Source organism: Dermabacter sp. HFH0086 (genome assembly GCF_000413375.1).
Lineage (GTDB): Bacteria > Actinomycetota > Actinomycetes > Actinomycetales > Dermabacteraceae > Dermabacter > Dermabacter hominis.
In genome coordinates this window covers 2,196,111-2,220,313 of the sequence record NZ_KE340308.1, presented here as the reverse complement: position 1 = coordinate 2,220,313, position 24,203 = coordinate 2,196,111, and the positions used below count along the sequence as shown (strand labels likewise).

At 61.2% G+C, this 24,203-nt stretch carries 39 protein-coding genes and 2 pseudogenes; 36 read left to right on the top strand and 5 right to left on the bottom strand.

Annotated features, from left to right (window positions below; genetic code table 11):
• Positions 1–4 precede the first annotated feature (4 nt).
• The 4 genes from HMPREF1484_RS09905 to HMPREF1484_RS09890 all read right to left on the bottom strand — a co-directional run bounded on the left by HMPREF1484_RS09905 (position 5) and on the right by HMPREF1484_RS09890 (position 2,770).
• Entirely contained in the window at positions 5–1,015 is a 1,011-nt protein-coding gene (locus tag HMPREF1484_RS09905) for a site-specific integrase (RefSeq protein WP_172620188.1), read from the bottom strand.
• Between the two features lie 110 nt (positions 1,016–1,125).
• Positions 1,126–1,710 (bottom strand): hypothetical protein, encoded by a 585-nt coding sequence (locus HMPREF1484_RS09900; protein WP_040386587.1) that lies wholly within the window; start codon positions 1,708–1,710, stop codon positions 1,126–1,128.
• 126 nt (positions 1,711–1,836) lie between these two features.
• Positions 1,837–2,265 carry an ImmA/IrrE family metallo-endopeptidase gene (locus tag HMPREF1484_RS09895; protein ID WP_147594921.1) on the bottom strand — a complete coding sequence of 143 codons (429 nt, stop codon included), beginning with the start codon at positions 2,263–2,265 and terminating at the stop codon, positions 1,837–1,839.
• Between the two features lie 43 nt (positions 2,266–2,308).
• Positions 2,309–2,770 (bottom strand): helix-turn-helix transcriptional regulator, encoded by a 462-nt coding sequence (locus tag HMPREF1484_RS09890; protein WP_016664915.1) that lies wholly within the window; start codon positions 2,768–2,770, stop codon positions 2,309–2,311.
• Positions 2,771–2,916: 146 nt separating this feature from the next.
• Between HMPREF1484_RS09890 and HMPREF1484_RS09885 the strand changes: the two genes are divergently transcribed.
• The 28 genes and pseudogenes from HMPREF1484_RS09885 (at position 2,917) to HMPREF1484_RS11700 (ending at position 16,614) form a co-directional block, all read left to right on the top strand.
• Positions 2,917–3,135: a helix-turn-helix transcriptional regulator gene (locus HMPREF1484_RS09885; RefSeq protein ID WP_016664914.1), complete on the top strand. Its 219-nt coding sequence runs from the start codon at positions 2,917–2,919 to the stop codon at positions 3,133–3,135.
• Between the two features lie 59 nt (positions 3,136–3,194).
• Positions 3,195–3,344: an AlpA family transcriptional regulator gene (locus HMPREF1484_RS11605; RefSeq protein WP_016664913.1), complete on the top strand. Its 150-nt coding sequence runs from the start codon at positions 3,195–3,197 to the stop codon at positions 3,342–3,344.
• Between the two features lie 109 nt (positions 3,345–3,453).
• The gene (locus tag HMPREF1484_RS09880) at positions 3,454–4,398 is read left to right on the top strand and encodes a YqaJ viral recombinase family protein (protein ID WP_016664911.1); all 945 of its coding nucleotides are present in this window, start codon (positions 3,454–3,456) and stop codon (positions 4,396–4,398) included.
• Between the two features lie 10 nt (positions 4,399–4,408).
• Positions 4,409–5,191 carry a phage recombination protein Bet gene (bet, locus tag HMPREF1484_RS09875; RefSeq protein WP_016664910.1) on the top strand — a complete coding sequence of 261 codons (783 nt, stop codon included), beginning with the start codon at positions 4,409–4,411 and terminating at the stop codon, positions 5,189–5,191.
• Positions 5,188–5,538 (top strand): hypothetical protein, encoded by a 351-nt coding sequence (locus HMPREF1484_RS09870; RefSeq protein WP_016664909.1) that lies wholly within the window; start codon positions 5,188–5,190, stop codon positions 5,536–5,538. The genes bet and HMPREF1484_RS09870 overlap by 4 nt, the downstream gene beginning before the upstream one ends.
• A 342-nt stretch (positions 5,539–5,880) precedes the next feature.
• A pseudogene (locus HMPREF1484_RS09860) lies at positions 5,881–6,258 on the top strand (single-stranded DNA-binding protein); the annotation flags it as partial.
• A 136-nt stretch (positions 6,259–6,394) separates the two neighbouring features.
• Positions 6,395–6,781 carry a hypothetical protein gene (locus HMPREF1484_RS09855; protein WP_016664906.1) on the top strand — a complete coding sequence of 129 codons (387 nt, stop codon included), beginning with the start codon at positions 6,395–6,397 and terminating at the stop codon, positions 6,779–6,781.
• Complete coding sequence (locus HMPREF1484_RS11050) at positions 6,774–7,583, top strand: hypothetical protein (protein WP_016664905.1); 810 nt, start codon at positions 6,774–6,776, stop codon at positions 7,581–7,583. The genes HMPREF1484_RS09855 and HMPREF1484_RS11050 overlap by 8 nt, the downstream gene beginning before the upstream one ends.
• Positions 7,584–8,756: 1,173 nt before the next feature.
• Complete coding sequence (locus tag HMPREF1484_RS11600) at positions 8,757–8,915, top strand: hypothetical protein (protein ID WP_016664903.1); 159 nt, start codon at positions 8,757–8,759, stop codon at positions 8,913–8,915.
• Between the two features lie 14 nt (positions 8,916–8,929).
• Positions 8,930–9,148 carry a hypothetical protein gene (locus tag HMPREF1484_RS09840; protein ID WP_016664902.1) on the top strand — a complete coding sequence of 73 codons (219 nt, stop codon included), beginning with the start codon at positions 8,930–8,932 and terminating at the stop codon, positions 9,146–9,148.
• Positions 9,149–9,257: 109 nt separating this feature from the next.
• Positions 9,258–9,470: a hypothetical protein gene (locus HMPREF1484_RS09835; protein WP_016664900.1), complete on the top strand. Its 213-nt coding sequence runs from the start codon at positions 9,258–9,260 to the stop codon at positions 9,468–9,470.
• Positions 9,467–9,775 (top strand): hypothetical protein, encoded by a 309-nt coding sequence (locus HMPREF1484_RS09830; RefSeq protein ID WP_016664899.1) that lies wholly within the window; start codon positions 9,467–9,469, stop codon positions 9,773–9,775. Before HMPREF1484_RS09835 ends, HMPREF1484_RS09830 begins: the two co-directional genes overlap by 4 nt.
• A 175-nt stretch (positions 9,776–9,950) precedes the next feature.
• Positions 9,951–10,202: a hypothetical protein gene (locus tag HMPREF1484_RS09825; protein WP_016664897.1), complete on the top strand. Its 252-nt coding sequence runs from the start codon at positions 9,951–9,953 to the stop codon at positions 10,200–10,202.
• On the top strand, positions 10,199–10,834 hold the full coding sequence (locus HMPREF1484_RS09820) for a hypothetical protein (protein WP_016664896.1): 636 nt from the start codon (positions 10,199–10,201) through the stop codon (positions 10,832–10,834). The genes HMPREF1484_RS09825 and HMPREF1484_RS09820 overlap by 4 nt, the downstream gene beginning before the upstream one ends.
• Before the next feature lie 166 nt (positions 10,835–11,000).
• Complete coding sequence (locus HMPREF1484_RS09815) at positions 11,001–11,318, top strand: hypothetical protein (protein WP_016664894.1); 318 nt, start codon at positions 11,001–11,003, stop codon at positions 11,316–11,318.
• Entirely contained in the window at positions 11,300–11,443 is a 144-nt protein-coding gene (locus HMPREF1484_RS11715) for a hypothetical protein (RefSeq protein ID WP_016664893.1), read from the top strand. The genes HMPREF1484_RS09815 and HMPREF1484_RS11715 overlap by 19 nt, the downstream gene beginning before the upstream one ends.
• Positions 11,440–11,610 carry a hypothetical protein gene (locus HMPREF1484_RS11595; RefSeq protein WP_016664892.1) on the top strand — a complete coding sequence of 57 codons (171 nt, stop codon included), beginning with the start codon at positions 11,440–11,442 and terminating at the stop codon, positions 11,608–11,610. The genes HMPREF1484_RS11715 and HMPREF1484_RS11595 overlap by 4 nt, the downstream gene beginning before the upstream one ends.
• A gap of 20 nt (positions 11,611–11,630) precedes the next feature.
• A complete protein-coding gene (locus HMPREF1484_RS09810; protein ID WP_016664891.1) occupies positions 11,631–12,062 on the top strand; it encodes a hypothetical protein in 432 nt (143 codons plus the stop codon).
• On the top strand, positions 12,059–12,775 hold the full coding sequence (locus HMPREF1484_RS11045; RefSeq protein ID WP_016664890.1) for a pentapeptide repeat-containing protein: 717 nt from the start codon (positions 12,059–12,061) through the stop codon (positions 12,773–12,775). Before HMPREF1484_RS09810 ends, HMPREF1484_RS11045 begins: the two co-directional genes overlap by 4 nt.
• On the top strand, positions 12,772–12,933 hold the full coding sequence (locus tag HMPREF1484_RS11710; RefSeq protein WP_016664889.1) for a hypothetical protein: 162 nt from the start codon (positions 12,772–12,774) through the stop codon (positions 12,931–12,933). Before HMPREF1484_RS11045 ends, HMPREF1484_RS11710 begins: the two co-directional genes overlap by 4 nt.
• Positions 12,930–13,382, top strand: a complete 453-nt coding sequence (locus HMPREF1484_RS09800; RefSeq protein WP_016664888.1) for a hypothetical protein — start codon at positions 12,930–12,932, stop codon at positions 13,380–13,382. The genes HMPREF1484_RS11710 and HMPREF1484_RS09800 overlap by 4 nt, the downstream gene beginning before the upstream one ends.
• The gene (locus HMPREF1484_RS09795; protein WP_016664887.1) at positions 13,379–13,741 is read left to right on the top strand and encodes a hypothetical protein; all 363 of its coding nucleotides are present in this window, start codon (positions 13,379–13,381) and stop codon (positions 13,739–13,741) included. The genes HMPREF1484_RS09800 and HMPREF1484_RS09795 overlap by 4 nt, the downstream gene beginning before the upstream one ends.
• On the top strand, positions 13,734–14,018 hold the full coding sequence (locus HMPREF1484_RS09790) for a hypothetical protein (protein WP_016664886.1): 285 nt from the start codon (positions 13,734–13,736) through the stop codon (positions 14,016–14,018). The genes HMPREF1484_RS09795 and HMPREF1484_RS09790 overlap by 8 nt, the downstream gene beginning before the upstream one ends.
• Positions 14,005–14,250 (top strand): hypothetical protein, encoded by a 246-nt coding sequence (locus HMPREF1484_RS09785; RefSeq protein WP_016664885.1) that lies wholly within the window; start codon positions 14,005–14,007, stop codon positions 14,248–14,250. The genes HMPREF1484_RS09790 and HMPREF1484_RS09785 overlap by 14 nt, the downstream gene beginning before the upstream one ends.
• On the top strand, positions 14,247–14,783 hold the full coding sequence (locus tag HMPREF1484_RS09780) for a hypothetical protein (protein WP_016664884.1): 537 nt from the start codon (positions 14,247–14,249) through the stop codon (positions 14,781–14,783). The genes HMPREF1484_RS09785 and HMPREF1484_RS09780 overlap by 4 nt, the downstream gene beginning before the upstream one ends.
• The gene (locus HMPREF1484_RS09775) at positions 14,780–15,025 is read left to right on the top strand and encodes a hypothetical protein (protein ID WP_016664883.1); all 246 of its coding nucleotides are present in this window, start codon (positions 14,780–14,782) and stop codon (positions 15,023–15,025) included. The genes HMPREF1484_RS09780 and HMPREF1484_RS09775 overlap by 4 nt, the downstream gene beginning before the upstream one ends.
• 363 nt (positions 15,026–15,388) lie before the next feature.
• Complete coding sequence (locus tag HMPREF1484_RS11705; RefSeq protein WP_016664881.1) at positions 15,389–15,970, top strand: ParB N-terminal domain-containing protein; 582 nt, start codon at positions 15,389–15,391, stop codon at positions 15,968–15,970.
• Positions 15,946–16,614 carry a site-specific DNA-methyltransferase gene (locus HMPREF1484_RS11700; protein WP_016664880.1) on the top strand — a complete coding sequence of 223 codons (669 nt, stop codon included), beginning with the start codon at positions 15,946–15,948 and terminating at the stop codon, positions 16,612–16,614. Before HMPREF1484_RS11705 ends, HMPREF1484_RS11700 begins: the two co-directional genes overlap by 25 nt.
• A gap of 423 nt (positions 16,615–17,037) precedes the next feature.
• Here the strand turns inward: HMPREF1484_RS11700 and HMPREF1484_RS11905 are convergent, their stop codons facing one another.
• Positions 17,038–17,160: a hypothetical protein gene (locus HMPREF1484_RS11905; protein ID WP_016664877.1), complete on the bottom strand. Its 123-nt coding sequence runs from the start codon at positions 17,158–17,160 to the stop codon at positions 17,038–17,040.
• Positions 17,161–17,213: 53 nt separating this feature from the next.
• Between HMPREF1484_RS11905 and metK the strand changes: the two genes are divergently transcribed.
• From metK to HMPREF1484_RS09730, 8 genes and pseudogenes are all read left to right on the top strand, one after another.
• Positions 17,214–18,257, top strand: coding sequence for a methionine adenosyltransferase (gene metK, locus HMPREF1484_RS09760; RefSeq protein ID WP_040386584.1), 1,044 nt, complete (start codon positions 17,214–17,216; stop codon positions 18,255–18,257).
• A gap of 33 nt (positions 18,258–18,290) precedes the next feature.
• Positions 18,291–18,383: pseudogene (locus HMPREF1484_RS12010) on the top strand (HGGxSTG domain-containing protein); the annotation flags it as partial.
• A gap of 57 nt (positions 18,384–18,440) precedes the next feature.
• Positions 18,441–18,881 carry a hypothetical protein gene (locus tag HMPREF1484_RS09755; RefSeq protein ID WP_147594919.1) on the top strand — a complete coding sequence of 147 codons (441 nt, stop codon included), beginning with the start codon at positions 18,441–18,443 and terminating at the stop codon, positions 18,879–18,881.
• 11 nt (positions 18,882–18,892) lie between these two features.
• Entirely contained in the window at positions 18,893–20,365 is a 1,473-nt protein-coding gene (terL, locus tag HMPREF1484_RS09750; protein ID WP_016664874.1) for a phage terminase large subunit, read from the top strand.
• Positions 20,366–20,381: 16 nt separating this feature from the next.
• Complete coding sequence (locus HMPREF1484_RS09745) at positions 20,382–21,878, top strand: hypothetical protein (RefSeq protein ID WP_016664873.1); 1,497 nt, start codon at positions 20,382–20,384, stop codon at positions 21,876–21,878.
• The gene (locus tag HMPREF1484_RS11030) at positions 21,875–22,885 is read left to right on the top strand and encodes a phage minor head protein (protein WP_016664872.1); all 1,011 of its coding nucleotides are present in this window, start codon (positions 21,875–21,877) and stop codon (positions 22,883–22,885) included. Before HMPREF1484_RS09745 ends, HMPREF1484_RS11030 begins: the two co-directional genes overlap by 4 nt.
• Positions 22,885–23,841 carry a hypothetical protein gene (locus HMPREF1484_RS09735; protein WP_016664871.1) on the top strand — a complete coding sequence of 319 codons (957 nt, stop codon included), beginning with the start codon at positions 22,885–22,887 and terminating at the stop codon, positions 23,839–23,841. The genes HMPREF1484_RS11030 and HMPREF1484_RS09735 overlap by 1 nt, the downstream gene beginning before the upstream one ends.
• Positions 23,841–24,191, top strand: a complete 351-nt coding sequence (locus HMPREF1484_RS09730; protein WP_016664870.1) for a DUF2190 family protein — start codon at positions 23,841–23,843, stop codon at positions 24,189–24,191. The genes HMPREF1484_RS09735 and HMPREF1484_RS09730 overlap by 1 nt, the downstream gene beginning before the upstream one ends.
• The last annotated feature ends 12 nt before the right edge of the window (positions 24,192–24,203 follow it).

Here is a 24,203-nt window from a genome sequence, read left to right as displayed (position 1 = left end):
GTGTTCAAAAAGTGTTCAACTCAGCCGCGCGCGCAACATCCAACGCATCCGCTACCGTCACGAGATCGTCCTCGAACAGGTCAGAGTAAACGTCCAACGTCATCGCGGCAGAAGCATGACCTAACATCCGCTGAACTAGTTTCACGTTCGCGCCTGCTTGAACAGCGAGCGACGCCGCAGTGTGCCGAAGATCATGCGGGCGAAGATACTCAACGCCAGCGCGTTCGAGAGCGAGCGCCCACCACCTGTTAGATGCCGACCCGCCACTTTTCGACGGGGGTCGTAGATACCCGCCGCGCGCATTAGTGAACAGCAACTCCCCAGCTGCCTTCCCTTCGGCTTCACGGGCGAGCATGTCCGCAACGAACTGCGGCACCCACGTCTCGCGGCGCGCGTGAGTCTTTGGCGTGGAGACGACCCACTCACCGCCCAGCCGGGTAACTGACCTCTCAATATTGACGCGCCGCCCGTCAATATCGCGAGGGGTGAGTGCAACCGCTTCGCCCCACCTCGGGCCGCCATAGGCGAGGAGGTAGACCAGGGTTTCGTGCCGCCCGGTTTCGCGCGCGACTTTCGCGACTTCGGTGTGCGTGAGGTAGCGGTGCTTCATTGTGCCCGCTGGTCGCGGTAGGCGTATGCCTCGGGCGGGGTTCGCAGCGATCAACCTGTCTTTCACAGCAAGGTCGAGCATCCCGGCGAGGATACCGTGCGCACGCCTTATGAGCGTTGCAGAGCCTTGGAGGCTCGCCGCCCATAGTTCAACGTCGCTAGTGCGTATCGCCCCGACCTGCCACGTGCCGAACGCGGGGTTAACGTGCAACCGCCACGCGGTTCGCGCGTCCGCTAACGTTGTGGGTTTCACCTGGCTGGCTTTGATCGTGAAATACCGCTGTTCGAGGTCTGCGAGGCGTGTCTTGCCGTCGGTGATAGACACGAACGTGCCGGTGCGTTTCGCGGCCTCGGTTTCGTTGAGCCATTGTTCGGCGGCGCGTTTCGTGGTGAACCCGCGTTTCATGGTTTGACGCCCGTCGGGTTTGCGGTACCTGGCTAGGTAGCGGGGTTTCCCTGACCGCGCGTCCACATATTTTTTTATGCGCGGGTTGCTGGTCGCCTGCCAGGCTGACATCAGTCGACACCCTGCTTGATCAGGACGTCGAGGCCGTTATCGGGGTGATACGTCCACGCATAATCGTACGGCCCCGCACTTTCACGCTGCATACCGTCCAGTGCTCTAGTGCGACTCATCATCGTGGTGACCGAACTGGGCGTCTCGAGCAAAGTGAACAGGCATTGATACTCTTCAGGATCAACCTTGTATTTAGGGGCTTTGAAACGATTCTCGACGGTTCGGTCATCGCCGCCTTCGCCGTCAAGAGATAGCGTCAGCCCGCCGTCTGTAACACTGTCCTCGACACCGCACGCTTCACCAGCGGACTCTAAAGGCAGCTTGGGAGGTTCACTATATGTCTCGCTGTCGCCTGGAAACACTCGGAGTCTTAGGGAGCTGACGTCACGCCCTGACCATGCCCACTGGTACCCGAAACTGTTGTGTAGGGTTTCCTCCCACGTCAGAGATTTCTCTTGAATCTGCTCCAGTAGCTCATCGTCGGCCTGGTAAGCATCAAGAATGCATTCAAGGTCTTTCTCTGCTTGTTCGCCGCTTCCTGAGTAGTCGAGGGAGTCGTCACCAAGCAGCGCCGACTTTGGCAAATCGCACTTCGTTATGACAGCTGGAGATGTGAGAGGCCCTGTTGCACAGCTCGTGAGAGCTAGAGCGGATGCTGTAAGCAGGAGCGTGGCACGTAATCTCATGAGGAAAGTCCTTACGCGGGGGTTTTATATGTGGTGTAGGTCGAGTTCTCTTGTGAGAGTTTCAGACTCGTGGGCATCGAGGGTTTCTATGCGGGTAATGACGAGTGCTTCGGTTACCCAAAGTTCCTCAGCCATGACAGCGATGCGATGGTCCCACCGGGCCGCGTCGATCAGTTGCGGTAGCGGGATGAGGTCACGGGCGATCTTGGCGTTGATCGCGTCCTCGACTTGTGATGTTTGGCCGCACGTATCGCGGTGTTCGAGATGTTCCATTTCGTGGGCAATGGCTACACGCCGTTCACGCTGAAGGAGCGTGTTGCGCATGACCACTTTCGTGTGTCCGTCTGTGGCGGCCAGGATACTGGCGGGGAGCCAGTCAACCATGTGCAGGTGTACGTGTGGCCAGCGGTCGCGGAACCGTCGCCACGGGTGCGGAGTGGGGGTGCTGCTCATGTGGTGAGGGTAGAAACGCGGTGGGACATTTAAAGATGTTTGCTCATGCTGGCTCGCCCCCGTCGTAGAAGCTCTCTGGGGTTTCTTGCTCTGCGTTCATTGCATTGCGGAGGCGTTCGCCTTCGCTCATACCGGACATGGCTGCAAGGTCGAAGTGTTCGGGGCGGGGTGGCGTGACGGTCTCAAGGGGGTGAGACATTTCAACGCGGCCGTTCAGAACGCGGGTGCGGAGCTCGTCAAGGAGTTCGAGGGAGCTGAAGTCTGCGGGTTTATGGATGACTTTTGGGATTCGCACCTCGTCGTCGTGGAGGTAGCCAGCCGCGACTAGGCCGTCGACGGCATTGGCTTTGAATGCGCGGGCGACTTGGACGATGGTCTCGGGGCGTGGTGGTGCGCCTTCCCAGCGTCCGACGGTGGACTTTGCGATTCCTGTCTTGTGGGCGATTTCGGCGTTGGTGGCGTTGTTGGTTGCTTCGGTGAGCCATGTGCGGAATGGGGTGTTCATGCCGCCATACTATTGCGCACGCGCAACACGTGCACGTTATTTACTGCGCAAGTAGCCAGAAATGAGCAACTTGTCCACCCTTGAAGTAGCACTGCCGCAACGTTTGGTATATGATAGTTGCAGCAGCGAAACTCAAGGAGGTGAAAATGCCGATCTACGCCATCGACACGCAGCAACTCGAAGCACTGCGCAAGGCAACACACGTCACCAATGACGCAGACCTCGCGCGGCGCATGGGAGTAAACAAGTCCACTGTTTCGCGAGTACTCAGCGGCAAAGGCAACCCGGGTGCCAAGTTTCGCGAAGGCCTGAAAGATGCCTTCCCGGGTCTCGACATCGACACCGTAATCAAACGCGCCGCATAAAGAAACCCCCGCCCCAAACGGGGCGAGGGTCCAACAAATAACCACCTAAAGGATACCACGTGAGCACTCAATACCTCACCCCTGACCAATACGCACAGCGCTACAACATCCCCAAGAGCACCCTCGCCAACTGGCGATCCCTCGGAAAAGGCCCCAAATACAAAAAGATCGAGGGCCACATCCGCTACATCGACAGGGAGGAAGCATGAGCGACCTCGACCAGATCATCTGCCTAACCGGCCTCGGGGCGTTCCTCATTATCGCCCCCGCCTACAACAGGGCCGTCGACTGGATTCTCGATCTATTCAAGGAGTGGAAATGACCACCGCGAAACTCATCCTTCCCGCGAACGCTGACGGCACCGACGAATGGAAGAAACAGCGCACTAAAGGCCTCGGCGGCACTGACATGGCGAACCTTCACCTCGGCCACAAGAGCGTCGCGGATGTCGTGCGAGACAAGCTAGGCCTTAGTGAACCGGAACAGTTCGACCAACGCACGTTGGACATGTTCGCGCACGGTCACGCGATGGAACCAACCCTCCGCAAGGCAGCAGCTGAGCGTTTCGGCGTGAAGGTGCGTAATACGGGAACGTGGGCGCGGAAGGACCGCCCGGAGTTCCTAGCGAACCCGGACGCGCTGATCGGGTCGGACGGTCTTTTGGAGATCAAAACGACCGGCGGGTACGCCCATGCCGCAGCCGATTGGAAGGCCGGGAGGGTCCCTGACCGCGCATGGGTGCAGGCGCATTGGTACGCGGTCGTGACGGGCCGCACGCGGCTGTTCTTTATTGCTGAAGTGGACCGCGCGGTTATTCACCTCGGCCCTTACGACGCGGACCAAGCACTCATGGCTGACCTGGAGCAGCTGGCCGGGACCGTGTGGGAGTACGTCGCTGCGGGCCGTGTTCCTGAAAAAGAGGAGAGGCAGGCAGCCCCGGTTGCATATGTGCCGCCCGCTGACGGTAGCGACCTCGTGATCGAACCGTGGGACGACACGACCGCCGCCATTGAGAAGCTACGCGTCACTAAAGCGGAGTTGAAACGCCTCACCGATGAACAGAAAGCGCTTGAGGCGCAGATCAAAGACCGCATGGGTGACGCGACGACCCTCCGCGACATTGACGGCAACCAACTAGCGACCTGGACTTACTCGACCCGCAGGTCACTGGATAAAAAAGCCCTCGCAGCAGCAGGTGTCGCAGTCACTGAATACGAGAAAGAAACAAACGTCCGCACCTTCCGCCTGAAGGAAGCGGCGTAAGGAGAAAACCATGAGCAACGCACTAACCATCACACAGGACCAAACCGAATTCACCCCTAAACAGTTGTCGGTTCTTGAAAACCTCGGCGTGCAAGGCGCGGCCCCGCAAGAGGTCGCAATGTTCTTCGACTACTGCCAGCGAACCGGACTTTCACCGTGGGCGCGACAGATTTACATGATCGGCCGGTGGGATCGAAACCTTGGGCGAAAGAAATACGCCGTCCAGGTGTCCATTGACGGGCAACGCCTCGTGGCGGAACGTTCCGGTGTTTACGAAGGCCAGACCGCCCCGCAGTGGTGCGGCCCGGACGGGCAGTGGGTGGACGTGTGGCTCGCGAACGAACCACCGCAGGCAGCCCGCGTCGGTGTGTGGCGCAAGAGCTTCAGAGAACCCGCCTACGGTGTCGCGCGGCTTAGCTCATATATGCCGGTCACGCGCGACGGGAAGCCGCAGGGGTTGTGGGGGACTATGCCGGACGTGATGTTGGCGAAGTGCGCGGAGTCCCTGGCCTTGCGTAAAGCGTTCCCGCTGGAACTGTCTGGACTCTATACGTCGGAGGAAATGCAGCAGGCAGACGCGCCACGCACTGAACCCGCCCCGGTAGACGAGGACGTGGTGGACGCGGAGATCGTGGACGACGAGGAACGTATGCAATGGGTCGAAGCGATCCAAGCAGCGGAAACCACGGACGTGCTTCGCAAAATGTGGGCTGACATCAAGACATGCCCGGACGCTTTGCAGGCGGAATTGCGGGAGTTGATTCCAGCGCGCGCTAAGGAACTCGCGGCGTGATACCGGAACAGGTGAGGGTGGTCGAGCAGCTCGCGGCGTGTGCGCGGGAACTCGACCACCTTTCACGCGAAGTCGCTGGCCTGGACATGGCGCATGTGGAAGCCCTTGCGGATTACCGCACGGCGTATGCGCGAGCGTTCCTTATCGCTGACGGGTCGGTGGAGGAGCGTAAGCAGAAGGCGATCCTCGTGGCTGAGGACGAGCGGTTCCAGGCTGACGTGGCGGAGCAGAAGGTCCGTGCGTGTCGTGACCGCATCCGCGCGTTGCGTGACCGCCTCGAGGTGGGGCGCAGTTTGAACGCTGCGGTCCGTACACAGTTCACGACTGAGGCGGTGGGGCAGCCGTGAGGGCTACAGGGCCGTCGCGTAAGACACGCCGCCTTGTTATCGACCGGGACGGTGGCGTGTGCCGCAGGTGCGGTCGTGCAGGGACAAACGTCCATCACAGGCGTCCTAGGGGCATGGGAGGTACCCGGGACCCGGAGACAAACAGCCCGGCGAACCTCGTGCTGTTGTGCGGGTCCGGCACGACGGGTTGCCACGGCTGGATTGAGTCTCACCGTGCTGAGGCGTTAGCGGCGGGGTGGCTCATCTCGAAATGGGCGGACCCGTCTACCACACCAATAAAAACGAGCCGGGGGACGATCCGGCTCACGGACCACGGAACCATCATCACGATTGGAGAAACACATGGCTAACGAAACGCAAATAACGATTATCGGCAACTTGACCGCCGCGCCGGAGCTTCGGTTCACGAACTCCGGTGTCCCGGTCGCGTCGTTCACGGTTGCCTCGACCCCGCGCACGTTCGACAAGCAGTCCGGGGAGTGGAAGGACGGCGAGGCGCTTTTCATGCGGTGCAGCGCGTGGCGTGACATGGCTGAGAACGTCGCCGAGTCCCTCACGAAGGGCGCGCGCGTAATCGTTCAGGGCCGCCTCCAGCAGCGCTCCTACACGGATAAGGAAGGCAACCAGCGCACCGGGATTGACCTCCAAGCGGACGAGGTGGGCGCTTCGCTTCGGTACCACACGGCGACGCTCACGCGCGCTAACAAGCAGCAGGCCGGGTGGCAGTCCGATAACTACCAGAGCAGTTCGTTCAGTAACGAACCGGCACCGTTCTGACCCACAGCCCTAGACCTACTGCGGGTGGCGGCGGTTCACGACCGATCTAGGGCACGCAGCAGACCGAAAGGAGAAAGACATGAGGCAGTCCTTCACCGTGGACATTCCACAGGGCTTAGTCGTCACGTCTAACGCGAACGCGCACAAGTGGCGGCGACACAGGACGAGGGAGTGGTGGCGTGATGTCGTCCCGGACCTCGTGCCTATGGGCCGCGCGAACGTTTATGTGGGGATCACGAAACGAACGCGAGGCAAGTACGACCCGGCGAACCTCACGGACACATTCAAGGGCTGCGTCGACCAGCTCGTGGAGAACGGCGTGCTTGAGGACGACGACTACACGCACGTGACTGGCCCGCTCGTGTATCACGAGGCCGTAGACCGCGAGGTGCCAGTGGAAACGATTAGGGCGCGCGTGACGCTCACCCCGTACGCGTCGATTCTTGAGGAGGGCGACTGTGAGTGACCGTTGGGGAAAGATTCACGGCGACTTGTGGATTCACGACAAATTTTTGACGTTGAGCGCTGAGGCCGGATGGCTTTGGACGCGCGCGCTGTCATTTTCGATAGCTCAGAAAACGTTCGGGGAAATCAGCCGCGGCGCGCTCATCGCTATCCGTGGAACGGACGAGGCAGCGGCGGAACTCGTGGACGCTGGCCTGTGGGATGAGACGGCGAACGGGTGGCGGCTTCACGACTGGGACGACCACCAGCAGTCACGCGAGGACGCGGAGGAGTTGTCACGTAAACGGTCGGAAGCAGGCAAGAAGGGCGGCCGCCCGCGCAAGACCGCTAAGCCTGTGACCAGCGGAAACGAGCAAACTGTAAGCAAGTCGAAACCAAACGAAAACCAAATTGGTTTCAACTTGCCTAGCAACGTGAAAGCAAACGAAAGCAACCGAAAAGCAGAACAAGAACAAGAACAAGAACAAGAAGTTAACCCCCCAACCCCCCGACGGGGGGCGTACCCTCCCGACTTCGAGGACTTCTGGGCGATCTACCCGAAACACGCCGGGAAGCGTGACGCGTTCAAGGCCTGGAAGGCCGCAGTGAAGCGCGCAGACCGCGAAACGATCAAGGCCGGGGCGAGAACATACGCGGACGACCCGAACCGCGAACCAACATTCACAAAGCACCCGGCGACATGGCTACGCGCGGACTCGTGGGACGACGAACCGATAACGGCGAAGATCACGCCGCTTCAGCGAGACAGGTACGCATCGTCTGCCTATGGCCTCCTTCAAGCACACGCGGAGCTTGCACGATGACGGGGATCGTGAAGATCGGGAACGTGCTGGCCGAGCTAGAGACCGCGCGTGAAAGCACCCCGGCTGAAGTCACGGCGAATCCTGACGGCACCGCCGCTGTCGTGCGATGGGTAGGCACACCACCGACAGATGACTGGGTGACGAAATACCTGAATAGCCTCGTAGCAGCAGGCCTCGTGAAAGAGTTCGCGGCAGCAGATGACCCGGCAGTGAGGGCGCAGAACGTCGAACGGTTGGAGGCATGGCGGCGTGCTGTCAGTGGCCTTCCGGTCGAGGGACTAATCGCGGCGCGGCAACATTTTGAACGCGGTGGTGAGATTCCGGGCGGGCGTTGGTATCTACGCCCCGCGGATGTGTCTGGGTGGGTTCGCAGGCGCGCAGAGCGGGACCGGGGGGACCTGGCGTGCCCGGATCACCCGGGCGAGTGGAAACACTCGTGCTTCCCGTGCAGGGAGAAGCGACGCAAGGAAGCGGCTTCGCCAGAAACGATTAGGCGGATTAGGGAAGCGATGAGGAGAGGCGAGTTGAGATGAATCGCTGCGGTGTGTGTAACGGTCCGACGATGACGGGTGCGATCTGCAACCCGCACTGGAAGGAGCTGGACGGGCTTCTCGCGCAGTGTGCTGGGATCGATAGTGATCTGGAGGCAGCTGTGGGGAAGCGGCTTCGGTTTGGTGAACGCGTGCGGCGTGGGACGACTCAGGGCCTGTTGGTGTCACCTGCTGCGGTTGAGGCTAAGACGGTGCTGGAGCAAGTGTTGCGAGGCGCTGGGCGTGCGTTGGGGTTGCCGGTGGGGGATTCGTCAGTGGGGGAGGCTGCGAGAGTTCTGCGGAGGTCTGGGCGGCTTCGTGGTTCGTGGGTTGCCCCGGCGCTGTTAGGTGAGCTTGGCCCGGCGGTTGCTGGTGTGTTGCGTGTGGTGGATCGTCCTCGGGGACGTGTGGTTGTGCGTGTGCCGTGTCCGAAGTGTGGTGGGGGTCCGTTGGTGCCTGTGATGGGTGCGTTGGGGTGTCGTGCGTGTGGTGGTGTGTCGTCGGTGCGTGAGGTTCGGGCGGGTACGTGAGGTGGCGTAGGGAATATTTTTTTGGCTAAAAAGTGGCATTAACGCAACTCGTGTGTATATACTAGTTGCAACAGCGCAACACAAAGGGGCGCTACCAAACAAGGAGACAACAAATGACCACCAACCTCACCACCATCGCCTTCCACCTCGGCACCACCACACGCCAAGTCAAAGAAGCAGCGGAGCGCCTCGGCTACACCGTCACCCATACGGCGCAAGGGTGGGTGACCACGGACGACACAACCGATCTCCGTGCAGCCCTCGCTAACTGAAAGGACCCCAGCAAATGACCACCGAAACCACCTGGGCCGACTTCGTGAACGGAATCATCTACAACGACACTGCGACCTTCAAGGCTCGCCGATACGTCCTCAATCAGATGATCGACGCCGCGAGCAACCTCCCCGAGTTCAAAGACGGGGAGCGCACAAACACCTCATGGATCAAGGAATACGCCCTCGAGGGTCTCAAGACCCTCTGGGACCTCGAGAACATCGAAGACTGAAAGAGACACCAATGAACACGCACCGCAAGACCTACAGCAGCATCCGCGATATCAAGAAAACTCTCACGGCGAAGCCCGGCAAGCGCGCCGCCACTGTGAAGGCCGCGTGATGCTCAGAGACCCCAAGAGCGCTGAGCAGATGATTCTCAACCAAATTACCGACGTCATCTACAAGGCCCACCACCATGCCTACCTCTACGACTTCAAAGACGAATGGGCCGAATACGTGACCGCCCTCTCCCTCCACCGTCTCGCGAACGCGTGGGAGCGCCGCGTCGAAATCGCCGAAGCCACCGCACGCCAGAAAGGAATCGACCTATGACCGCCACAGCACACGCCCGAAACACCGACCCCCACACCTCACACGAGGCCGCCGCCACAGTGAAAGTCACCCGGAACCGCCTCGCCCTCCTCACGTTCATCAAAACTTCCATGCCCCGCCAGTTCACCGACAAGCAGCTAGTGGCCGCGTACACGAAGGCTCAGGGCCGCCCCGGCGTACCCGAACAGGCCGAGTCCGGCATCCGCACGAGGAGGAAGGAACTCGCGGACGCGAACCTCCTCCACAATATCGGTACCGTGCGGAACGGCCGCCGCCCCGAACAGCTCTGGGAGGTCGCCGCCTAATGCGCCACCACATTCTGACCCTGACCAACCCGTCCACGTCCTACGTGGAAAGAACCCGCAGGCGACTAGCTAAGCGATACCCGTCCACCCTCGTATTCACCCGCGACGGAGGAGACGTGCACTTCTACGAATACGAAAACGACAACGCATTCACCGCAAGAAAACGAGGCCTGAAATGAGTCCCATCCCCGAGGGCGGCTACCACCTCATCAACCCGCCGGAGGTCGACGGCCCGCCGTGTAGTGAATGCGGTGAAGAGCTGGAAGAACAACACACCGTGTGGCGCGACGGCATCGGAATCTGCGCGTGGTGCATCGAACTCGAAGACGTGACAGACGCGCTCACCACGGCACTACCGAAAACCGAAGCTAAGGAACTCGCCGAACTGATCTGCAACACGCTCATCGACAGGAGCCTGGAAGTATGAAACTCGAAAAGTGCCCAGACTGCGGCCGAACCGAAAACAACAACCCCACCGGAATCCCCGGCCGCCACCAGTGCGCACAAATCCGAACTGTGCGTGACACGATCGCCGGGTACGTAGACGAACCGACCGCGCAATACCTCGCCGAAACGGTGTGCGACAACATCACACGGCAGTGGTCTCGCGCGTGGACGGATAAATCAACGGACCTCGCGTTCATGGCTCAGAACCGCCACTGGATCGTCAACGAATTCGCGAGCGAGATCGACCAACCGTTTAAGGCCGCGGCGAAGATGGCGTTCGATACGGGCTTCAAGTACGCGTTCGAAATGCTGACGTTGCAGGAAGTCAGGAGCCGCGCAAAGTTAGTGAACGCCTGCCTCACGTCCACTGTCACGCCGATCCTAATCGCCACCAAGGAGTATGCGGACTCGCTACCTATCGGGACTATCGCGCGACGAAATTCCGCGATGAGCACGATGTGGGAAGACCGTAAATGGCAGGACGTTGCCGTAAAGAGTGAAGACGGGTGGGTCACGACAACGGACGGCCCGGACGGTTCGAGCGACGTAGTGGTCGGCTGGGAAGAGCTACCGAACTTCGACCTCGCCGCCGTTGAAACGGAGGAGCCGTGAAACGCCACTGGTGCGCGACTGTCGGAGCCCTAGCCGTAATCCTCACCGCACGCGCCTACGTGCAAAAGCGCTTCCGTCAATTCTTAGTCGATAGCGCGAATCTGAAACGAAACATCACAGTCGAGGCAATGGCCGCGCGCGGTCTCACCAACCGAAAGGCCCCAAAATGACCCACGAACAAACCGGCTACACGCCCGTCGAGCTCGAGACCGTCGACCAAGTGAACGCCCTCCCAATCGGCACCGTCGCTACCTACATCGCGCGCTACGAAAGCGCATGGGACAGCTACGACATTGCGGTCATCAAAGACGAAATTGAAGACGCGGTCATCAAAGACGAAATTGAAGACGCGGCCTTCAAAGACAAATCGGGCTGGATCGGCACACCGCCCAAACACTTAATTCCGGAAGACCTCATCGGCTGGATCGCCCTCATCCCCACCCGCCACAACGAAACGGACACGAAATGCTCCCCCACGAAGTAGACCGCATCGCCTACCACGCGCACCTCGCCCGCGAGCGCGAACGCGCCGAACTCCAAGACCTCAAAGATGACTGGCACGCACAAGCCGCCGAAGACGACCGATACACCGAAAAGGACGAAGCATGAAACGCCACGCAAACAACCGCGAACCGTCAACCGAGAACACCGCCCACTCGCCCTCGAGCTTTGAAGAAAACCTCGCGACGGCCATCCGGCAAGCCGCTACCCATATCCGTGAAGCCCTCACCCGAGATCCCGAAGACTTCAAAAACAGCCTGGACCTCACCAAATAACCACCCGCAAGGAGAAGAAAATGGAAAACACTAGCCGCGGCCTCGAACTCACACACACCGATTGGGGAAGTGACGCGCAACTACTCTTCAACACTGTGAGAACCGCCGTCCTCACCAGGGCGACAGAGCTCAAACGGCAAATCGAAAGCGGCACCCCAGGAAACTCCATATTTCATGCGAACACCATCGCCGCGATCTCGGAAATATGGTTCTGGACGCACAAAGTCTCCTGCGACTACGAAGACACCCCTGCCGTGCTCATCGCCGTCCCGAAATACGCGCGCCACATCAGCGAATGGCGCGAAGAAGACGGCCCCGTTCTCTGGTGGCGCGACACCCCCACAGCACGCCCATACGTGGGAACCAGACACGACAAAGGCTTCGACGTCACCTACAAGTGGTGGTCCCCCATCGACATTCCCGAAATCCCCGAAAGTGAGGCACGCGAATGACCATGAACGCCCAGAAGATCCAAGACTGGCGCGACGCTCACCCCCGCAAGACACTCACCGAAGAACTCCTGCTGGGAATCCTCGAAACTATAACGTTGCAGGGAACCAACCTATTCGGGGCAAATCTGCGCGGCGCTGATCTGCGGGGGGTCGACCTGAGTTGGACTGACATGTTCGAGGTGGACCTGCGCGGAGCCGACCTACGCGAGGCCAACCTGTTCGGGGCAGCCCTTCCCGAAGCCAACCTGAGCGACGCCGACCTAGATTGCGCCAACCTACGCTGGGCTGACCTGTATGCGGCTTCCCTACAGGAAGCGCACCTATGTGGAGCCGACATGCAAGGTGCCGACCTACAGCGGGCTAACCTCCGCGGTGCTGACCTCACTTGGGCCAACCTCACCGGGATCAACCTCGCCATGGCAGACCTGTTAGACGTAGATCTATGCGGCGGAATCTCTCTAGATGGCGGCTACTTCATCCCCACCCCTGCCGGGTGGCGCATCACCATCGGACCCTGGAAACACAAAACCCTCGACGAGTTTCGTGCGCTCATCGATGACCAAGCCGCACGGCCAGGAGCTGAAGGCGCTGAACGTGAACGCTGCCGCCCCATCCTCGCCGGACTACTAGACATATGTGAAGCGCATGCCGCCGCACACCCCGGCATCGTGTACGAACTCGCCAAAATCCACGGGACGGAAGAGGAACAGTGACCACCTGCCTGAAATGCGGCGATGACACAGACCGCGAACTATGCGACACGTGCAACACCACCGAAACAATCCGCACCGAACTCGAACCACACCTCGGGTCGTCGATCGCGGCAGAACTCGCAGACAAACTCGCAGACCTACTCAAGGAGCAGGAATGACCGAAAAACATTACGCTCATGTTACCCGCGACCGCACGCGCCTACGCCGCCTCGCACACCAGCGACCCGTCACCCGCCAAGACATCCTCGACCACTCGCTAATCACCGTCACATGCAGCAACCCAAGCGCGTGCGAAGGCTGGATCAAATGCTGGGGCGACCACGACGGGTACGACCCCGACGACCCCGATTCACCCGCTTACGACGAGTGGGAGGGCGTGATGATCCACGGCAAGATCCACGACTGGCACAGCATATACGGCTGGGTAACCGAACACCCGGGGTGCCCCGTAATCGACCACACGCCCGAGCAGGACTTCTACGGCATCGACACTAGCCGCGACGGCACCTACCTACTCGACATCGACTGGGACGACATCACTTGTTTCATGACCGTCGTCCGCCGAGTATCTGACGACCCCAACTGGAAACCGGAGGAGCAGGAATGACCACCACCGACACACTGGCCGAGCGCATCGGGCGCATCCTGAACGAGGAGGGCTGGACTTTCGAGGGCGTCCACGAGCCGGGGGAGTACGACGAGTGTGAGGACTGCCGACTCGCGGTCGACCCTATCGCGGCAAGGATCGCCACCGTGGCGCACGCTCACCTTGCCGCGCAGGAGCCGACCGACGCCGAGGTCGAAGCCGCCTGCGCAGGGTTCTACAACGACCCGAGCGGCCTGACCGACTGGACGAAGCTCGCACGGGTCGATCCGGTCCTCGCCGACCGCTACCGCGCCGGTATGCGTCGCGCCCTGCCCGCGGCCCGTACCACCCGACGAGACGAGGAGAAGCGAGATGACTGACAGCCCGTTCAAGACCTACGAGGTGACGACTGTCCGAACCGTCACCGTCGCCACAATCACCGAAGAGAACATCGGCCAGATCGCCGCGCTCATCAAGGGGAAGGTCGACTACTCCGGCGAGTCCCCAACGCTCATCGATCCAAACCGGAGCATCGGCATGATCTGGCGGCTCGGCATGACGGTCGGGCTTCTCGGCTCAAGCCTCGTAAACGAGAGCGGCGTTCTGACCGACCGCGACGTGACCAACGTGAAGGAGGTCCCCGATGACCGACAGTGAGTATGTGCCGGGCGAGCGCAAGGTCCGCGCAGACTTCGTGCTGGCCCGCACCCGCAACTTCGACAGCTACATGATGGGCCGCCCCCTCGCGTCGGAGCAGGAGCGCTACGGAGACGAGTTCGACCGCTGGCTCAACCAGGTAAAGGCCGAAGCGTGGGAAGAATGCGCCGCCAAGATCGAGATGCAAGGCACAGTACAGATCCCCGACAACCCATACAAGGAGCAGAAATGACCCTCACACTCGAAACCGCGCTACACGCAATCGACAAATACGGCAAAATATTCAACATCGTCGACGACGCAGACCCCCTCAGCGCCTACAGCGTAACCCGTGAGCAGGCCATCGAATCCAACAAGTTGAGATACCAGTTCACCCCATGCATCGTGGTCACCACCGCCCGCGAAGCCCTCGAAGCCGCGTGGGAACTCGCGCACCCCGCCTCCAAAACAATCACAACAATCCAGCCAGGAACACCGTTCATTACGCGCGGTCCCGAAAAGATCAGCTTCATCCACGAGGGGTACGACTTCACCTTCACAATGACCGAAATCGGCGAAGTAGAATACCGATTCCTCACGCCACTCCACGCGTCCGAACCGTGGGAGACCTCCCGCTACTGCTACGCGGACGGCGACATTTACAAGCGCATCCACGTCCTCGGCGAAACCTTCTGGCTGCGCCCCGGCTACAAAACCACCTACTACCGCGACGCCATCGCAAAACTCAACCCCAAACCACTCCACATCGGAGGAGAAACAGAATGAACGAAACCCTCATTAGCAAAACGTTACAAGCGTACGGCGTAGACCTCACCCGCATACCTTCGGACGTGACCATAACTCCATGCTGGGACCGCGCTGAGCAGCACGTCACGGGGATCTACGTTGAAACGTTCTGCTTCGGTGAACACGGTGAACTACTACGTGATGAATCGACGAACGACATCGTTACCCGGAACGTGTTTCACCCGGAACCTAAATCAACCCAAAATGAAGCACACGACTAAACGCTCACGAAAGGCAGTAAGTGAACCGGCCACTAATCGACACTGAGACCGCAGCCTACGCCGCAGGCGTGAGTGAACGCCGCGTCCGCCAACTCGTGCAAGCAGGGAAGCTAACCAACTACGGAACACGCAACCGCATTCGTATCGACTACGACCAACTAGCGGAAATCAGACACCTATAAGCGTGTCACGGTTGCCTACTTGACACGGTTTCCGCTAACTTAGTGTTGAATGGACAAGAGTCCAACCAAGCCCCGCAGGCACACAAGCCGCGGGGCTTTACTCATGCCCAAAAGACCACCGCTAGGCGGACACCAAGGGCGCGGCATACACCCGCCTAGCGGCCCAAACGAAAGCCCCCACATGCAACACGACCTCACCCCGCATGATCTACCCCTCGCCGACCTCACACTCCTACCCGGCAACCCCCGCCAAGGCGACATCGGAGCCGTCTCCGAATCCATGCGCGTCAACGGCGTGTACCAACCGATCATCGTCAACAAAGGCACGAAAACCGGCCGCCCCAACGAAATCATCGCAGGCAACCACCGCGCACAAGCCGCTAAAGCACTAGGCCACAAAACGATCCCCGCTATCGTCCTCGACCTCACGGACGAGGAAGCAAAACGGATCGCCCTCGCAGATAACCGCACGAGCGACCTCGCCGACTACGACAACGACGCACTCCTGCTCATGCTGCAAGACCTCCCCGACCTCGCGGGCACAGGCTACGACGGCGACGACCTAGACGAGCTGCTTGCAGAACTCAACACAGAAAGCCCAGACGAAGGGCTTACAGACCCCGACGAAGCGCCTCCCCCCCCGATTCGCCGATTGCGAAACCAGGGGATGTCTTTACGCTCGGTAATCATCGCGTACTGTGCGGAGACTCCACCAGTAAAGAAGCCTTTGAGACGCTCATGGGCGATGAGCGGGCCGACCTAGTTTGGACTGACCCACCGTACGGCGTCGCCTACGAAGGCAAAACAAAAGAAAAACTCACCATTCAGAACGACGCACTGAATCTCGAACAACTGACAGAGTTCTTGCACGAAGCGCTCGAAGCGGCTAAGAGCGTCACAAAGCCCGGGGCGATCTGGTACGTCGCTGCACCACACGGCCCAATGGGGCACGCCTTCGGCACTGTCCTCCTGGATCTCCAAATCTGGAAGCACTCCCTCGTCTGGGTGAAGAACACTTTTGCCCTGGGCAGGGGGGACTACCACTACCGGCATGAAGCGATCTTCTATGGCTGGACACCAGGAGCCGCTCGACTCCACCCTCTCGAGGCACGAGACCAAGACACTGTTTTCGAGTTCGATAAGCCAGCACGGAACGCAGAGCACCCGACCATGAAACCGGTCGCCCTGATCGTGAAGGCGCTCGAAAACTCGTCAAACAAGGGCGATGTTGTTCTAGATCCGTTCGGGGGATCAGGGTCAACGCTTATAGCCTGCGAGCAAACTAGCCGGAGAGCGCGGCTTATTGAACTTGAGCCTAGGTATGTTGACGTGATTTGTCGACGGTGGCAGGAGTACACGGGCCGAACCCCTTTGAGAGAGGGACGGCCCGTGTCGTTCATCTCTTAGCGTTCCGCCAATTGCCTCGCCCGGGTCGCTTCGCATTCCAGGCATCGACTGTCTCGGGCAGCCAGCCGCGTGTCTGTCGCCGTGCCTTGTCGCCGATTACGGCGTCTGGCTCGGGGAGTTGGTACTTGGAGAGTGACCGTTCGGCTACTCCGATGCGTTCTGCGAACTGGGAGACGGATAGGAACTCTAGTGGCTTGTCGCCCATTTGACTCCTCGGATTGCAATGTATGCGAGGCTGCATGTGCCAGCGATCGCGATTGTGGCTGTGCTGTATGGGTGGCTTGACGTGAGGTAGGCGACCGCTGCTATGGCGGCGAGTGGGCCGAGGCTCTTGAGGTGTTCCATGGTCTTGTCCTTTGTTTGAGATGATGGTGGTCGGGTGGCCCCGCGATTCCAGGTCTATCGCGGGGCCACCCTTTGCGGTTATTCGCGTTTGCGCTTCTTGCGCTTCTTTGGTGGTGGGTTTCGTAGCGCTTTGATGATTGCTGCGATGCCGAATAGCGTCGCGAAAATTATCTCGGCTACTCCGTGAAGGCTGTTGCCCATTGTCTCCTCCTTTCTTGTCCTTACACAACAATAATACCGCGCCACACGGTATTATGCAACCCAAACAACAAGGAAAAATGTTCACAACCGAATCCGTAACCGCAGGCCACCCCGACAAACTCTGCGACGCAATCAGCGACGCAATCCTCGACACCGCCCTCACCCAAGACCCCAACGCACGAACCGCAGTCGAAACACTCGCAACCCCAGGCCGCATCACCCTCGCCGGCGAAGTCACGACGACCGCCACCCTCGACACGGCCCGCATCGTCCGAGACACCCTCACCCACATCGGCTACAACCCCGACCAATACGTCGTGGACGACCTCATCGCCAGCCAGTCCCCCGACATCGCCCAGGGCGTCGACACAGGCGGCGCAGGCGACCAAGGACACATGTTCGGGTACGCCGTGGACGCACCCGGCTACCTCCCCGCCCCCGTCACCCTCGCACACCGCCTCGCCCGCGCCGTCCACGCCAACCCCTTCGGCCTCGGCCCAGACGGCAAGACGCAGGTCACCTTCGACGGCGACCAGCTCCGCACAGTCCTCGTCTCCGTACAGCACCCCAGCTCACTGGAGCAGGCAGAGGTCCGCGAGCAGGTGCAGCAGGTGATCGCTCCGCACGTCGATCTGACCGGCGTAACCCTCCTCGTCAACCCGACGGGCCGATTCGTGCTCGGTGGCCCCGACGCAGACACCGGACTCACCGGACGCAAAATCATCGTCGACACCTACGGCGGATACGCCCGACACGGCGGCGGAGCCTTCTCCGGAAAAGACCCCTCCAAAGTCGACCGCTCCGCAGCCTACGCAGCACGACAAGCCGCCCTCTCCCTCATCGCCAACGGCTACGCCACAGAATGCGAAGTACAACTCGCATACGCCATCGGCATCCCCGAACCCGTCTCAATCCACGTCGACACAAAAGGCACCGGCAACACCAAAGCCGCAGAAAAAGCCCTCACAAACATCGACTTCACCCCAACCGGCATCACACAACGCCTCAACCTCCGACAACCGATCTACACCAACACCGCAGCGTACGGCCACTTCGGACGCCCCGACTTCCCTTGGGAGCAACCACTTAACCTCTAACCCCTTGCATTCCTCACCCCACGGAGGCACCCCATGCAATGCAAAGCCAAAACCCGCTCCGGCGACACCTGCAAAAACCACCCAATCAAGGGATCCACGGTGTGCCGCATGCATGGAGGGTCCTCCCCTCGGGCGAAGGAAGCAGCGGCCCGTAGGTTGCAGGAGCAGGCAGCGGAACGTGAAGTGCTCAAACTTGCTCACCCGATCACCGTAGACCCGTCGAAGGCTCTCCTGGACTTGGTGCATTCCACCGCGGGTGAGGTCGCGTACTGGACGGCGCGGGTAGACCACCTACAGTCCACGGACGAGAAGCGCCTTACGAACGGCCTCACTAAGGTGACGGAGGGGAAGGACCGGGGCGGGGTAACGACTCTACGCCAGGTGGAGGCGACCCCGGCGGTCGAGTACAGGATGCTGGTGGACGCGAAGAACCGTCTCGCACAGTACGCGTCCGCCGCGCTGCGTGCTGGAGTAGAGGAACGCCGCGTGAAGCTGGCGGAGTCGCAGGGCGCGTTGGTTGCTCAGGCGATCCGCACCGTCCTGGACGGGCTACGACTCACCGCGGATCAGCAAGCGTTGGTACCGCAGATTGTCCCGCAGGCGCTAAGGATGCTGACACAGTAAAGGGGGTGCGTGTGGACGGCCTGGACTGGGTGGAGGCCGCCGCGCGCCTGTTTGAACCGTCGGTGCGGTCCCGCTGGGAGTCACCGGGTGCGCTAGCGCTGGACCTGGACGCGGGGACGGTGCAGACACCGGCTCTTGATTTGATCGACCAGGCGCTTGTGGACGCGGTGACGACACCGAACGCGCGGTTGATTATTTCGATGCCCCCGCAGGAGGGTAAGTCACAGCGCGTATCTAGGTGGTTTCCGCACTGGGTGCTCACTCGTGACCCTGACACGCGCATCGCGATCGCCTCGTATGAGCACGGCATGGCACGCAGGTGGGGCCGCACGATCCGGACTGATATCGAGCAGTACCCCAGCACAGGTCTCAGTATTGCCTCGGATCAGGGCGCGCAGCATGACTGGCGGCTCAACGGCCACCAGGGCGGCGTATACGCCACAGGTATCGGCGGCGCACTCACGGGCCGCCCCGTCGACCTCCTCCTGATCGACGACCCGTTCAAAGACCGCGCACAGGCGGAGTCCGCGACTATCCGAGAGAACGTGTGGAACTGGTGGACCGACGTAGCATCGACCCGCCTCGCACCCGGTGCCCCAGTCATCCTGATCATGACCAGGTGGCACCACGACGATCTCGCGGGCCGACTGCTCGCGGATGCCCCGGACACGTGGCGGTTCCTCAACATTCCCGCACAAGCGACCGGGGACGATGACCCGCTAGGCCGCGCCGAGGGCGAGTACCTCACGTCTACCCGCGGCAGGGACGAGCAGGACTGGGAGCGGATCAAACGCCAGGCGGGGCCACGCACGTGGAATGCCCTATACCAGGGGAATCCGACACCGGAGACCGCTGGAGTATTCCCCACTGAATGGCCGCGCTACACCCACCCACTGTGGACCGTAGATCACGAGGGCCGCCACATTCTTCCGCAGGCGTTCGACCGCGTTATTCAGTCGTGGGACTTGACGTTCAAAAACAGCGCGACATCGGATTATGTCGCGGGGCAGGTGTGGGCGTTGCAGAACGGGCGCGCCTACCTTCTCGACCAGACACGAGCCAGGTTGGACTTCACGGCCACGTTGGACGCGATTCTCGCGATGACCGCGAAATGGCCACAAGCCCAGCAAGTGTTCGTTGAGGACAAAGCGAACGGCCCCGCCGTAATCACGTCACTACGCGCGAGAGTCCCGGGCATCACCCCGGTGGAGCCGGACGGCGGGAAATACGCGCGCGCGGTCGCGGTCCAACCATTCACCGCCGCCGGAGCCGTGTATCTCCCGGCACCTGACCTACTGCCTAACGTTTCCACCCTCATCGAGGAAGCCCGGGACTTCCCGGACGCGGCTCACGACGACACGGTGGACGCGCTCACTCAAGCACTGAACCAACTGTTCCTCACGCCGCTACTGACGGGCGGCGGGGACATTCTCACCGCTGACGACTTGTTGGACCTCCGGATGGAGGACTTCGGCGGCTACTAAAGGAAGGACACCACGCATGGGTTTGTTTGATTTTCTGAAACCGGCTCGTGTCGTGGAATCCCTCGCGGACGTGTCCCTCCATCTTGAGGACCGCGGCTGGCGTCACCTCACCGAAGACCCGGACACGGTGTCAGATGCGGCGCGGTTGAGTGCAGCTCGTGACGCGCGCGCCCTCGTCGTCGCCCACCCCCTCGTGCGGCGTGGTGTCGCGTTGCGCTGTTCGTACGTGCACGGCAATGGCGGCCCGCAGGTCACGGTGGAGCACGAGAACCCTGACGTCGCGGAGACTGTCGCGGCGTGGTGGGGCATGCCAGAGAACGTGAAAGCCGTTACCGGACCTGAAGCCCGCGCACGCCTCGAGCGTTCGTTGACGACGGACGGCAACGTGTTTATTGCCGCGTTCACGAATCCCACGACCGGCGTGGTTCGTTTGCGGACTCTCCCGTTCGAGGAGATCACCGCGATACACACTGACCCGGGCGACCGCCTCACCGTCCAGTTCTACGAGCGCCGCCACACGGTGAACGACCGCGAGCAAGTCACGCTCTACCCGGACATCACGCACCAGCCCGCACAGCGCCCCCGCATGATCGACGGGAAACCTGTCCGGTGGGACGCGCCTGTCCGCCACGTGAAGATCAACGACCTGGACGGCTGGCTTTACGGTCTTTCCGATCTCGTGTCTATCGCGCCGTGGGCACGCGCGTACCGTGATTTTCTCGCGGACTGGGCGAAGCTCATGCGGTCCCTATCCCAGTTCGCTTGGCGCGCTACGGCGGACGGGAAGCGGGCACGCCGCGCTGCACAAGCCCTCACGCGCATGCCCGCCGGTGTCCCGGAACTCGGCTCGAGCGCGGGCGCGACATACGTCCAGGGCGTGGGGGAGTCCCTGGAGGCGATCCCGAAGACCGGCGCGACTATTGACGCGGACTCGGGCCGCCCGATCCTCGCGATGATCGCGTCCGGCCTGGACGTGCCGATCACCATGCTCACGGGTGACCCTGGCGTGACGGGTGCACGCGCGACCGCTGAAACACTTGATGAACCCATGTATCTCGCAATGCAGGCACGCCGGGACGTGTGGGCAGCCGCGTACCGTGATCTCACTGAGTACACGATCGAGGCGGCAGTGCGTGCACCGCAAGGCCCCTTGCATGGCGTGATTGTTCGTGATGATTGGGCGCAGACTGAACGCGCTGAACTCGACGGCACCGTCCCGGTCGTGAAGGTCGCGTGGCCGGACCTCTCCACCAACACGGTGAGTGAACTCGTGAACGCCCTCGCGACCGCGGACGCGACCGGAAAACTTCCCCCGCTCATCATCGCCCGCGAACTCCTCACCGCCCTAGGTGTGGAGAACATCGACGACGTGCTGGACGAACTCACGGATGACGAAGGGCAGTGGCGCGACCCGTACCGCACTGTTGGTGGTGTGTTGACTCGCGCGGTGAAGGACGGCACGGACCCCGCTTCGCTGTTGGATCAGTTCGGCCGGTTCGGAGGCACTGAGTGAACCCAGAGGACGTTTACCGGCTCGAGGCAGCAATGCAGGCCGCGATGGACACACACCTCGACCACCACACTCGTGAACTAGCGAAGGCATGGACCCGCGTGTGGGTGGACGTGGCAGCGGAGGTCGAGGCGTCAATTCTGGGGCAGGTCGCGGCGGGCAACGTTGATGACGCTGTGCCGCTGGACCCGCGCCGAACTAAAGCCGCCCTACGGGTGATCGAACAGAACCTGGATGACCTCGCGGCGTTCACAACCGACACACTCACCGACTCGTTGCCGGACGTTATTAGTCTCGGCGTGGAGGGCGAGACGGCGATGTACACCGCGCAGGGTGTGCCGTCTTTCCGTCGCGCTGACACTGAGCAGATCAACGCGATGGTCGCCCGCTCAACGGAACAAATCACGTCCACCACATGGCCCGCCCTATCCGATACGCACGCGGCTATCGCACGGCGATTGAACCGCGCTGTCGCCCTCGGTGACAACCCCCGCCTCGTCGCTCAACAGATCGTGGCGGACTGCGAGCGTGACATGAACATGAGCCTCGCCCGCGCCCTCAACACCTCACGCACCGAAATGCTCGACGCGATGAGGCTCGGCCAATACGTGACGGACCTCCAGAACCTCGACATCCTTCAAGGCTGGGTGTGGATCACCCACTTGGACGCGAAAACCTGCGGGTCATGCATCGCCCAACACGGCACCATGCACCCCCCGGAAGAGGAAGGCCCACTGGATCACCACAGTGGCCGTTGCGGCCGGTTGCCGGTCACGAAGTCATGGGCGGCACTCAGCTTCACCGGGATAGACGACGGCCTTCCAGGCTTGGAGGACGGGGAAACATGGTTCAACAGTCAGGACGAGGACACGCAGGTGGGGATTCTCGGGCGGCGCGGCTTCAACGCTTGGAAACAAGGAGACTTCCCGATCTCGGCGTGGTCGGTGAGGCGAGACAACGCGAATTGGCGGCCCGGCTACTTCATGGCGAAACCACCGAAAGGCTACTAATGAAACTAACTGAAACGTTCGGCACTGTCGCCCCACACGGGGAAGGCCGCATGCTCGTGCAGATCATCACCCCCGGTATCGGGTCGTCCGGCGTGTACCCCGAGGAGACACTGAAAGCCGCGGCCGCGGAGCGTGTGTTCGCGAAGGGCACACAAATGTTCGCCGACCACCCCTCGGTCGCGGAAACACAAGACCGCCCGGAACGATCCATCAAGGACCTCGCCGGTGTCCTCACCGAGGACGCTTACTGGGACGGCACCGCCCTCGTAGCAGAAGCTCAAACGTTCGAGCCGTGGCGGTCCGTCATCGCGGGCATGCATGACGCTATCGGCGTATCGATCCGCGCGACCGGCACCGTCACTGAATCCGACGAGGACGGACGACCGATTATTACGTCACTGGATGAAGCCCTCTCGGTGGACTTCGTGACGAAGGCCGGGCGCGGCGGCAAAGTTCGTGAACTGTACGAGTCCGCGCGCCGCACCCTCAATGAGACTCCCGCCCACCCGGGCCGGGCCAGCAAGAAAGAAATGAAGGAGAACCAGGTTATGGAGATTCAGGAATCTCAGTTCCAGGCGCTCACGGAGAAGGCTAACCGGGTGGAAGCCCTCGAAGCCGAACGTGACACCGCTATTGAACGAGCCGAAACTGCTGAGAAGGCACTGAAGGATGCGTTCGAGTCCGCAGACATGGCAGCCGTCGACAAGACCATCAGCGAAGCAGACGCGGACTTCAACCGCCTCGAAACCGCAGGACTCAAGGCAGCTATCACCCGCAACGACGACGGCCGCGTGAACCTCGAAGCGTTCAAGGCCGCCGTTGAGGCAGCAGCCGCCGACAAGCGCACCACCACGGGTGAAGGCACCCCCACGGGTGTAGGCCCCAACATCAACGAATCCACTGACCTGAGCGACGACGAACTTCTCGCCGCTCTCACCGCGAAGGAGACACGCTAATGGCAACTAACGAAATTTTCCGTCACGCAGACCACCTGTCGGTGCCGGTGAAGGCGGGCGTGAAGTCCGGCGACCCGGTTCGTGTCGGTGTCCTGAACGGTGTCGCCGTAACCGGTCGCGGCGAGGGCGGCAACCCCGCTGACTCGGCGACCGTGTGGTTCTCGGGCGCGTTCAACCTTCAGGTGAAGGGTGCTGTCAAGAACGTCGGCGACCCGATCTACATCACGGACTCGGGCCTCGCCGCGTCCGGCACGACCGTGTTCGGTGCCGCCTACGGCACGCAGGCAAGCGACGGCGTTATCGCCGTGAAGATTCTTCAGCCCGGCACCGCACCCGCGGTAGCGGCCTAACCAGTTAGGGGA

Coding starts and splice junctions, on each gene's coding strand:
- bet (WP_016664910.1), top strand. CDS start 4,409: ATGAGCAACGCACTAACCATCACACAGGACCAAACCGAATTCACCCCT.
- HMPREF1484_RS09895 (WP_147594921.1), bottom strand. CDS start 2,265: ATGAGCAGCACCCCCACTCCGCACCCGTGGCGACGGTTCCGCGACCGC.
- HMPREF1484_RS09815 (WP_016664894.1), top strand. CDS start 11,001: ATGACCCACGAACAAACCGGCTACACGCCCGTCGAGCTCGAGACCGTC.
- HMPREF1484_RS11700 (WP_016664880.1), top strand. CDS start 15,946: ATGGGCGATGAGCGGGCCGACCTAGTTTGGACTGACCCACCGTACGGC.
- HMPREF1484_RS09840 (WP_016664902.1), top strand. CDS start 8,930: ATGACCACCGAAACCACCTGGGCCGACTTCGTGAACGGAATCATCTAC.
- HMPREF1484_RS11600 (WP_016664903.1), top strand. CDS start 8,757: ATGACCACCAACCTCACCACCATCGCCTTCCACCTCGGCACCACCACA.
- HMPREF1484_RS09885 (WP_016664914.1), top strand. CDS start 2,917: ATGCCGATCTACGCCATCGACACGCAGCAACTCGAAGCACTGCGCAAG.
- HMPREF1484_RS09790 (WP_016664886.1), top strand. CDS start 13,734: ATGACTGACAGCCCGTTCAAGACCTACGAGGTGACGACTGTCCGAACC.
- HMPREF1484_RS09830 (WP_016664899.1), top strand. CDS start 9,467: ATGACCGCCACAGCACACGCCCGAAACACCGACCCCCACACCTCACAC.
- HMPREF1484_RS09800 (WP_016664888.1), top strand. CDS start 12,930: ATGACCGAAAAACATTACGCTCATGTTACCCGCGACCGCACGCGCCTA.
- HMPREF1484_RS09780 (WP_016664884.1), top strand. CDS start 14,247: ATGACCCTCACACTCGAAACCGCGCTACACGCAATCGACAAATACGGC.
- metK (WP_040386584.1), top strand. CDS start 17,214: ATGCAACCCAAACAACAAGGAAAAATGTTCACAACCGAATCCGTAACC.
- HMPREF1484_RS11595 (WP_016664892.1), top strand. CDS start 11,440: ATGAAACGCCACGCAAACAACCGCGAACCGTCAACCGAGAACACCGCC.
- HMPREF1484_RS11905 (WP_016664877.1), bottom strand. CDS start 17,160: ATGGGCAACAGCCTTCACGGAGTAGCCGAGATAATTTTCGCGACGCTA.
- HMPREF1484_RS09730 (WP_016664870.1), top strand. CDS start 23,841: ATGGCAACTAACGAAATTTTCCGTCACGCAGACCACCTGTCGGTGCCG.
- HMPREF1484_RS09735 (WP_016664871.1), top strand. CDS start 22,885: ATGAAACTAACTGAAACGTTCGGCACTGTCGCCCCACACGGGGAAGGC.
- HMPREF1484_RS09825 (WP_016664897.1), top strand. CDS start 9,951: ATGAGTCCCATCCCCGAGGGCGGCTACCACCTCATCAACCCGCCGGAG.
- HMPREF1484_RS09810 (WP_016664891.1), top strand. CDS start 11,631: ATGGAAAACACTAGCCGCGGCCTCGAACTCACACACACCGATTGGGGA.
- HMPREF1484_RS09835 (WP_016664900.1), top strand. CDS start 9,258: ATGCTCAGAGACCCCAAGAGCGCTGAGCAGATGATTCTCAACCAAATT.
- HMPREF1484_RS11705 (WP_016664881.1), top strand. CDS start 15,389: ATGCAACACGACCTCACCCCGCATGATCTACCCCTCGCCGACCTCACA.
- HMPREF1484_RS09795 (WP_016664887.1), top strand. CDS start 13,379: ATGACCACCACCGACACACTGGCCGAGCGCATCGGGCGCATCCTGAAC.
- HMPREF1484_RS11045 (WP_016664890.1), top strand. CDS start 12,059: ATGACCATGAACGCCCAGAAGATCCAAGACTGGCGCGACGCTCACCCC.
- HMPREF1484_RS09820 (WP_016664896.1), top strand. CDS start 10,199: ATGAAACTCGAAAAGTGCCCAGACTGCGGCCGAACCGAAAACAACAAC.
- HMPREF1484_RS09785 (WP_016664885.1), top strand. CDS start 14,005: ATGACCGACAGTGAGTATGTGCCGGGCGAGCGCAAGGTCCGCGCAGAC.
- HMPREF1484_RS09775 (WP_016664883.1), top strand. CDS start 14,780: ATGAACGAAACCCTCATTAGCAAAACGTTACAAGCGTACGGCGTAGAC.
- HMPREF1484_RS09890 (WP_016664915.1), bottom strand. CDS start 2,770: ATGAACACCCCATTCCGCACATGGCTCACCGAAGCAACCAACAACGCC.
- HMPREF1484_RS09855 (WP_016664906.1), top strand. CDS start 6,395: ATGAGGCAGTCCTTCACCGTGGACATTCCACAGGGCTTAGTCGTCACG.
- HMPREF1484_RS09745 (WP_016664873.1), top strand. CDS start 20,382: ATGGGTTTGTTTGATTTTCTGAAACCGGCTCGTGTCGTGGAATCCCTC.
- HMPREF1484_RS11715 (WP_016664893.1), top strand. CDS start 11,300: ATGCTCCCCCACGAAGTAGACCGCATCGCCTACCACGCGCACCTCGCC.
- HMPREF1484_RS09880 (WP_016664911.1), top strand. CDS start 3,454: ATGACCACCGCGAAACTCATCCTTCCCGCGAACGCTGACGGCACCGAC.
- HMPREF1484_RS09905 (WP_172620188.1), bottom strand. CDS start 1,015: ATGAAACGCGGGTTCACCACGAAACGCGCCGCCGAACAATGGCTCAAC.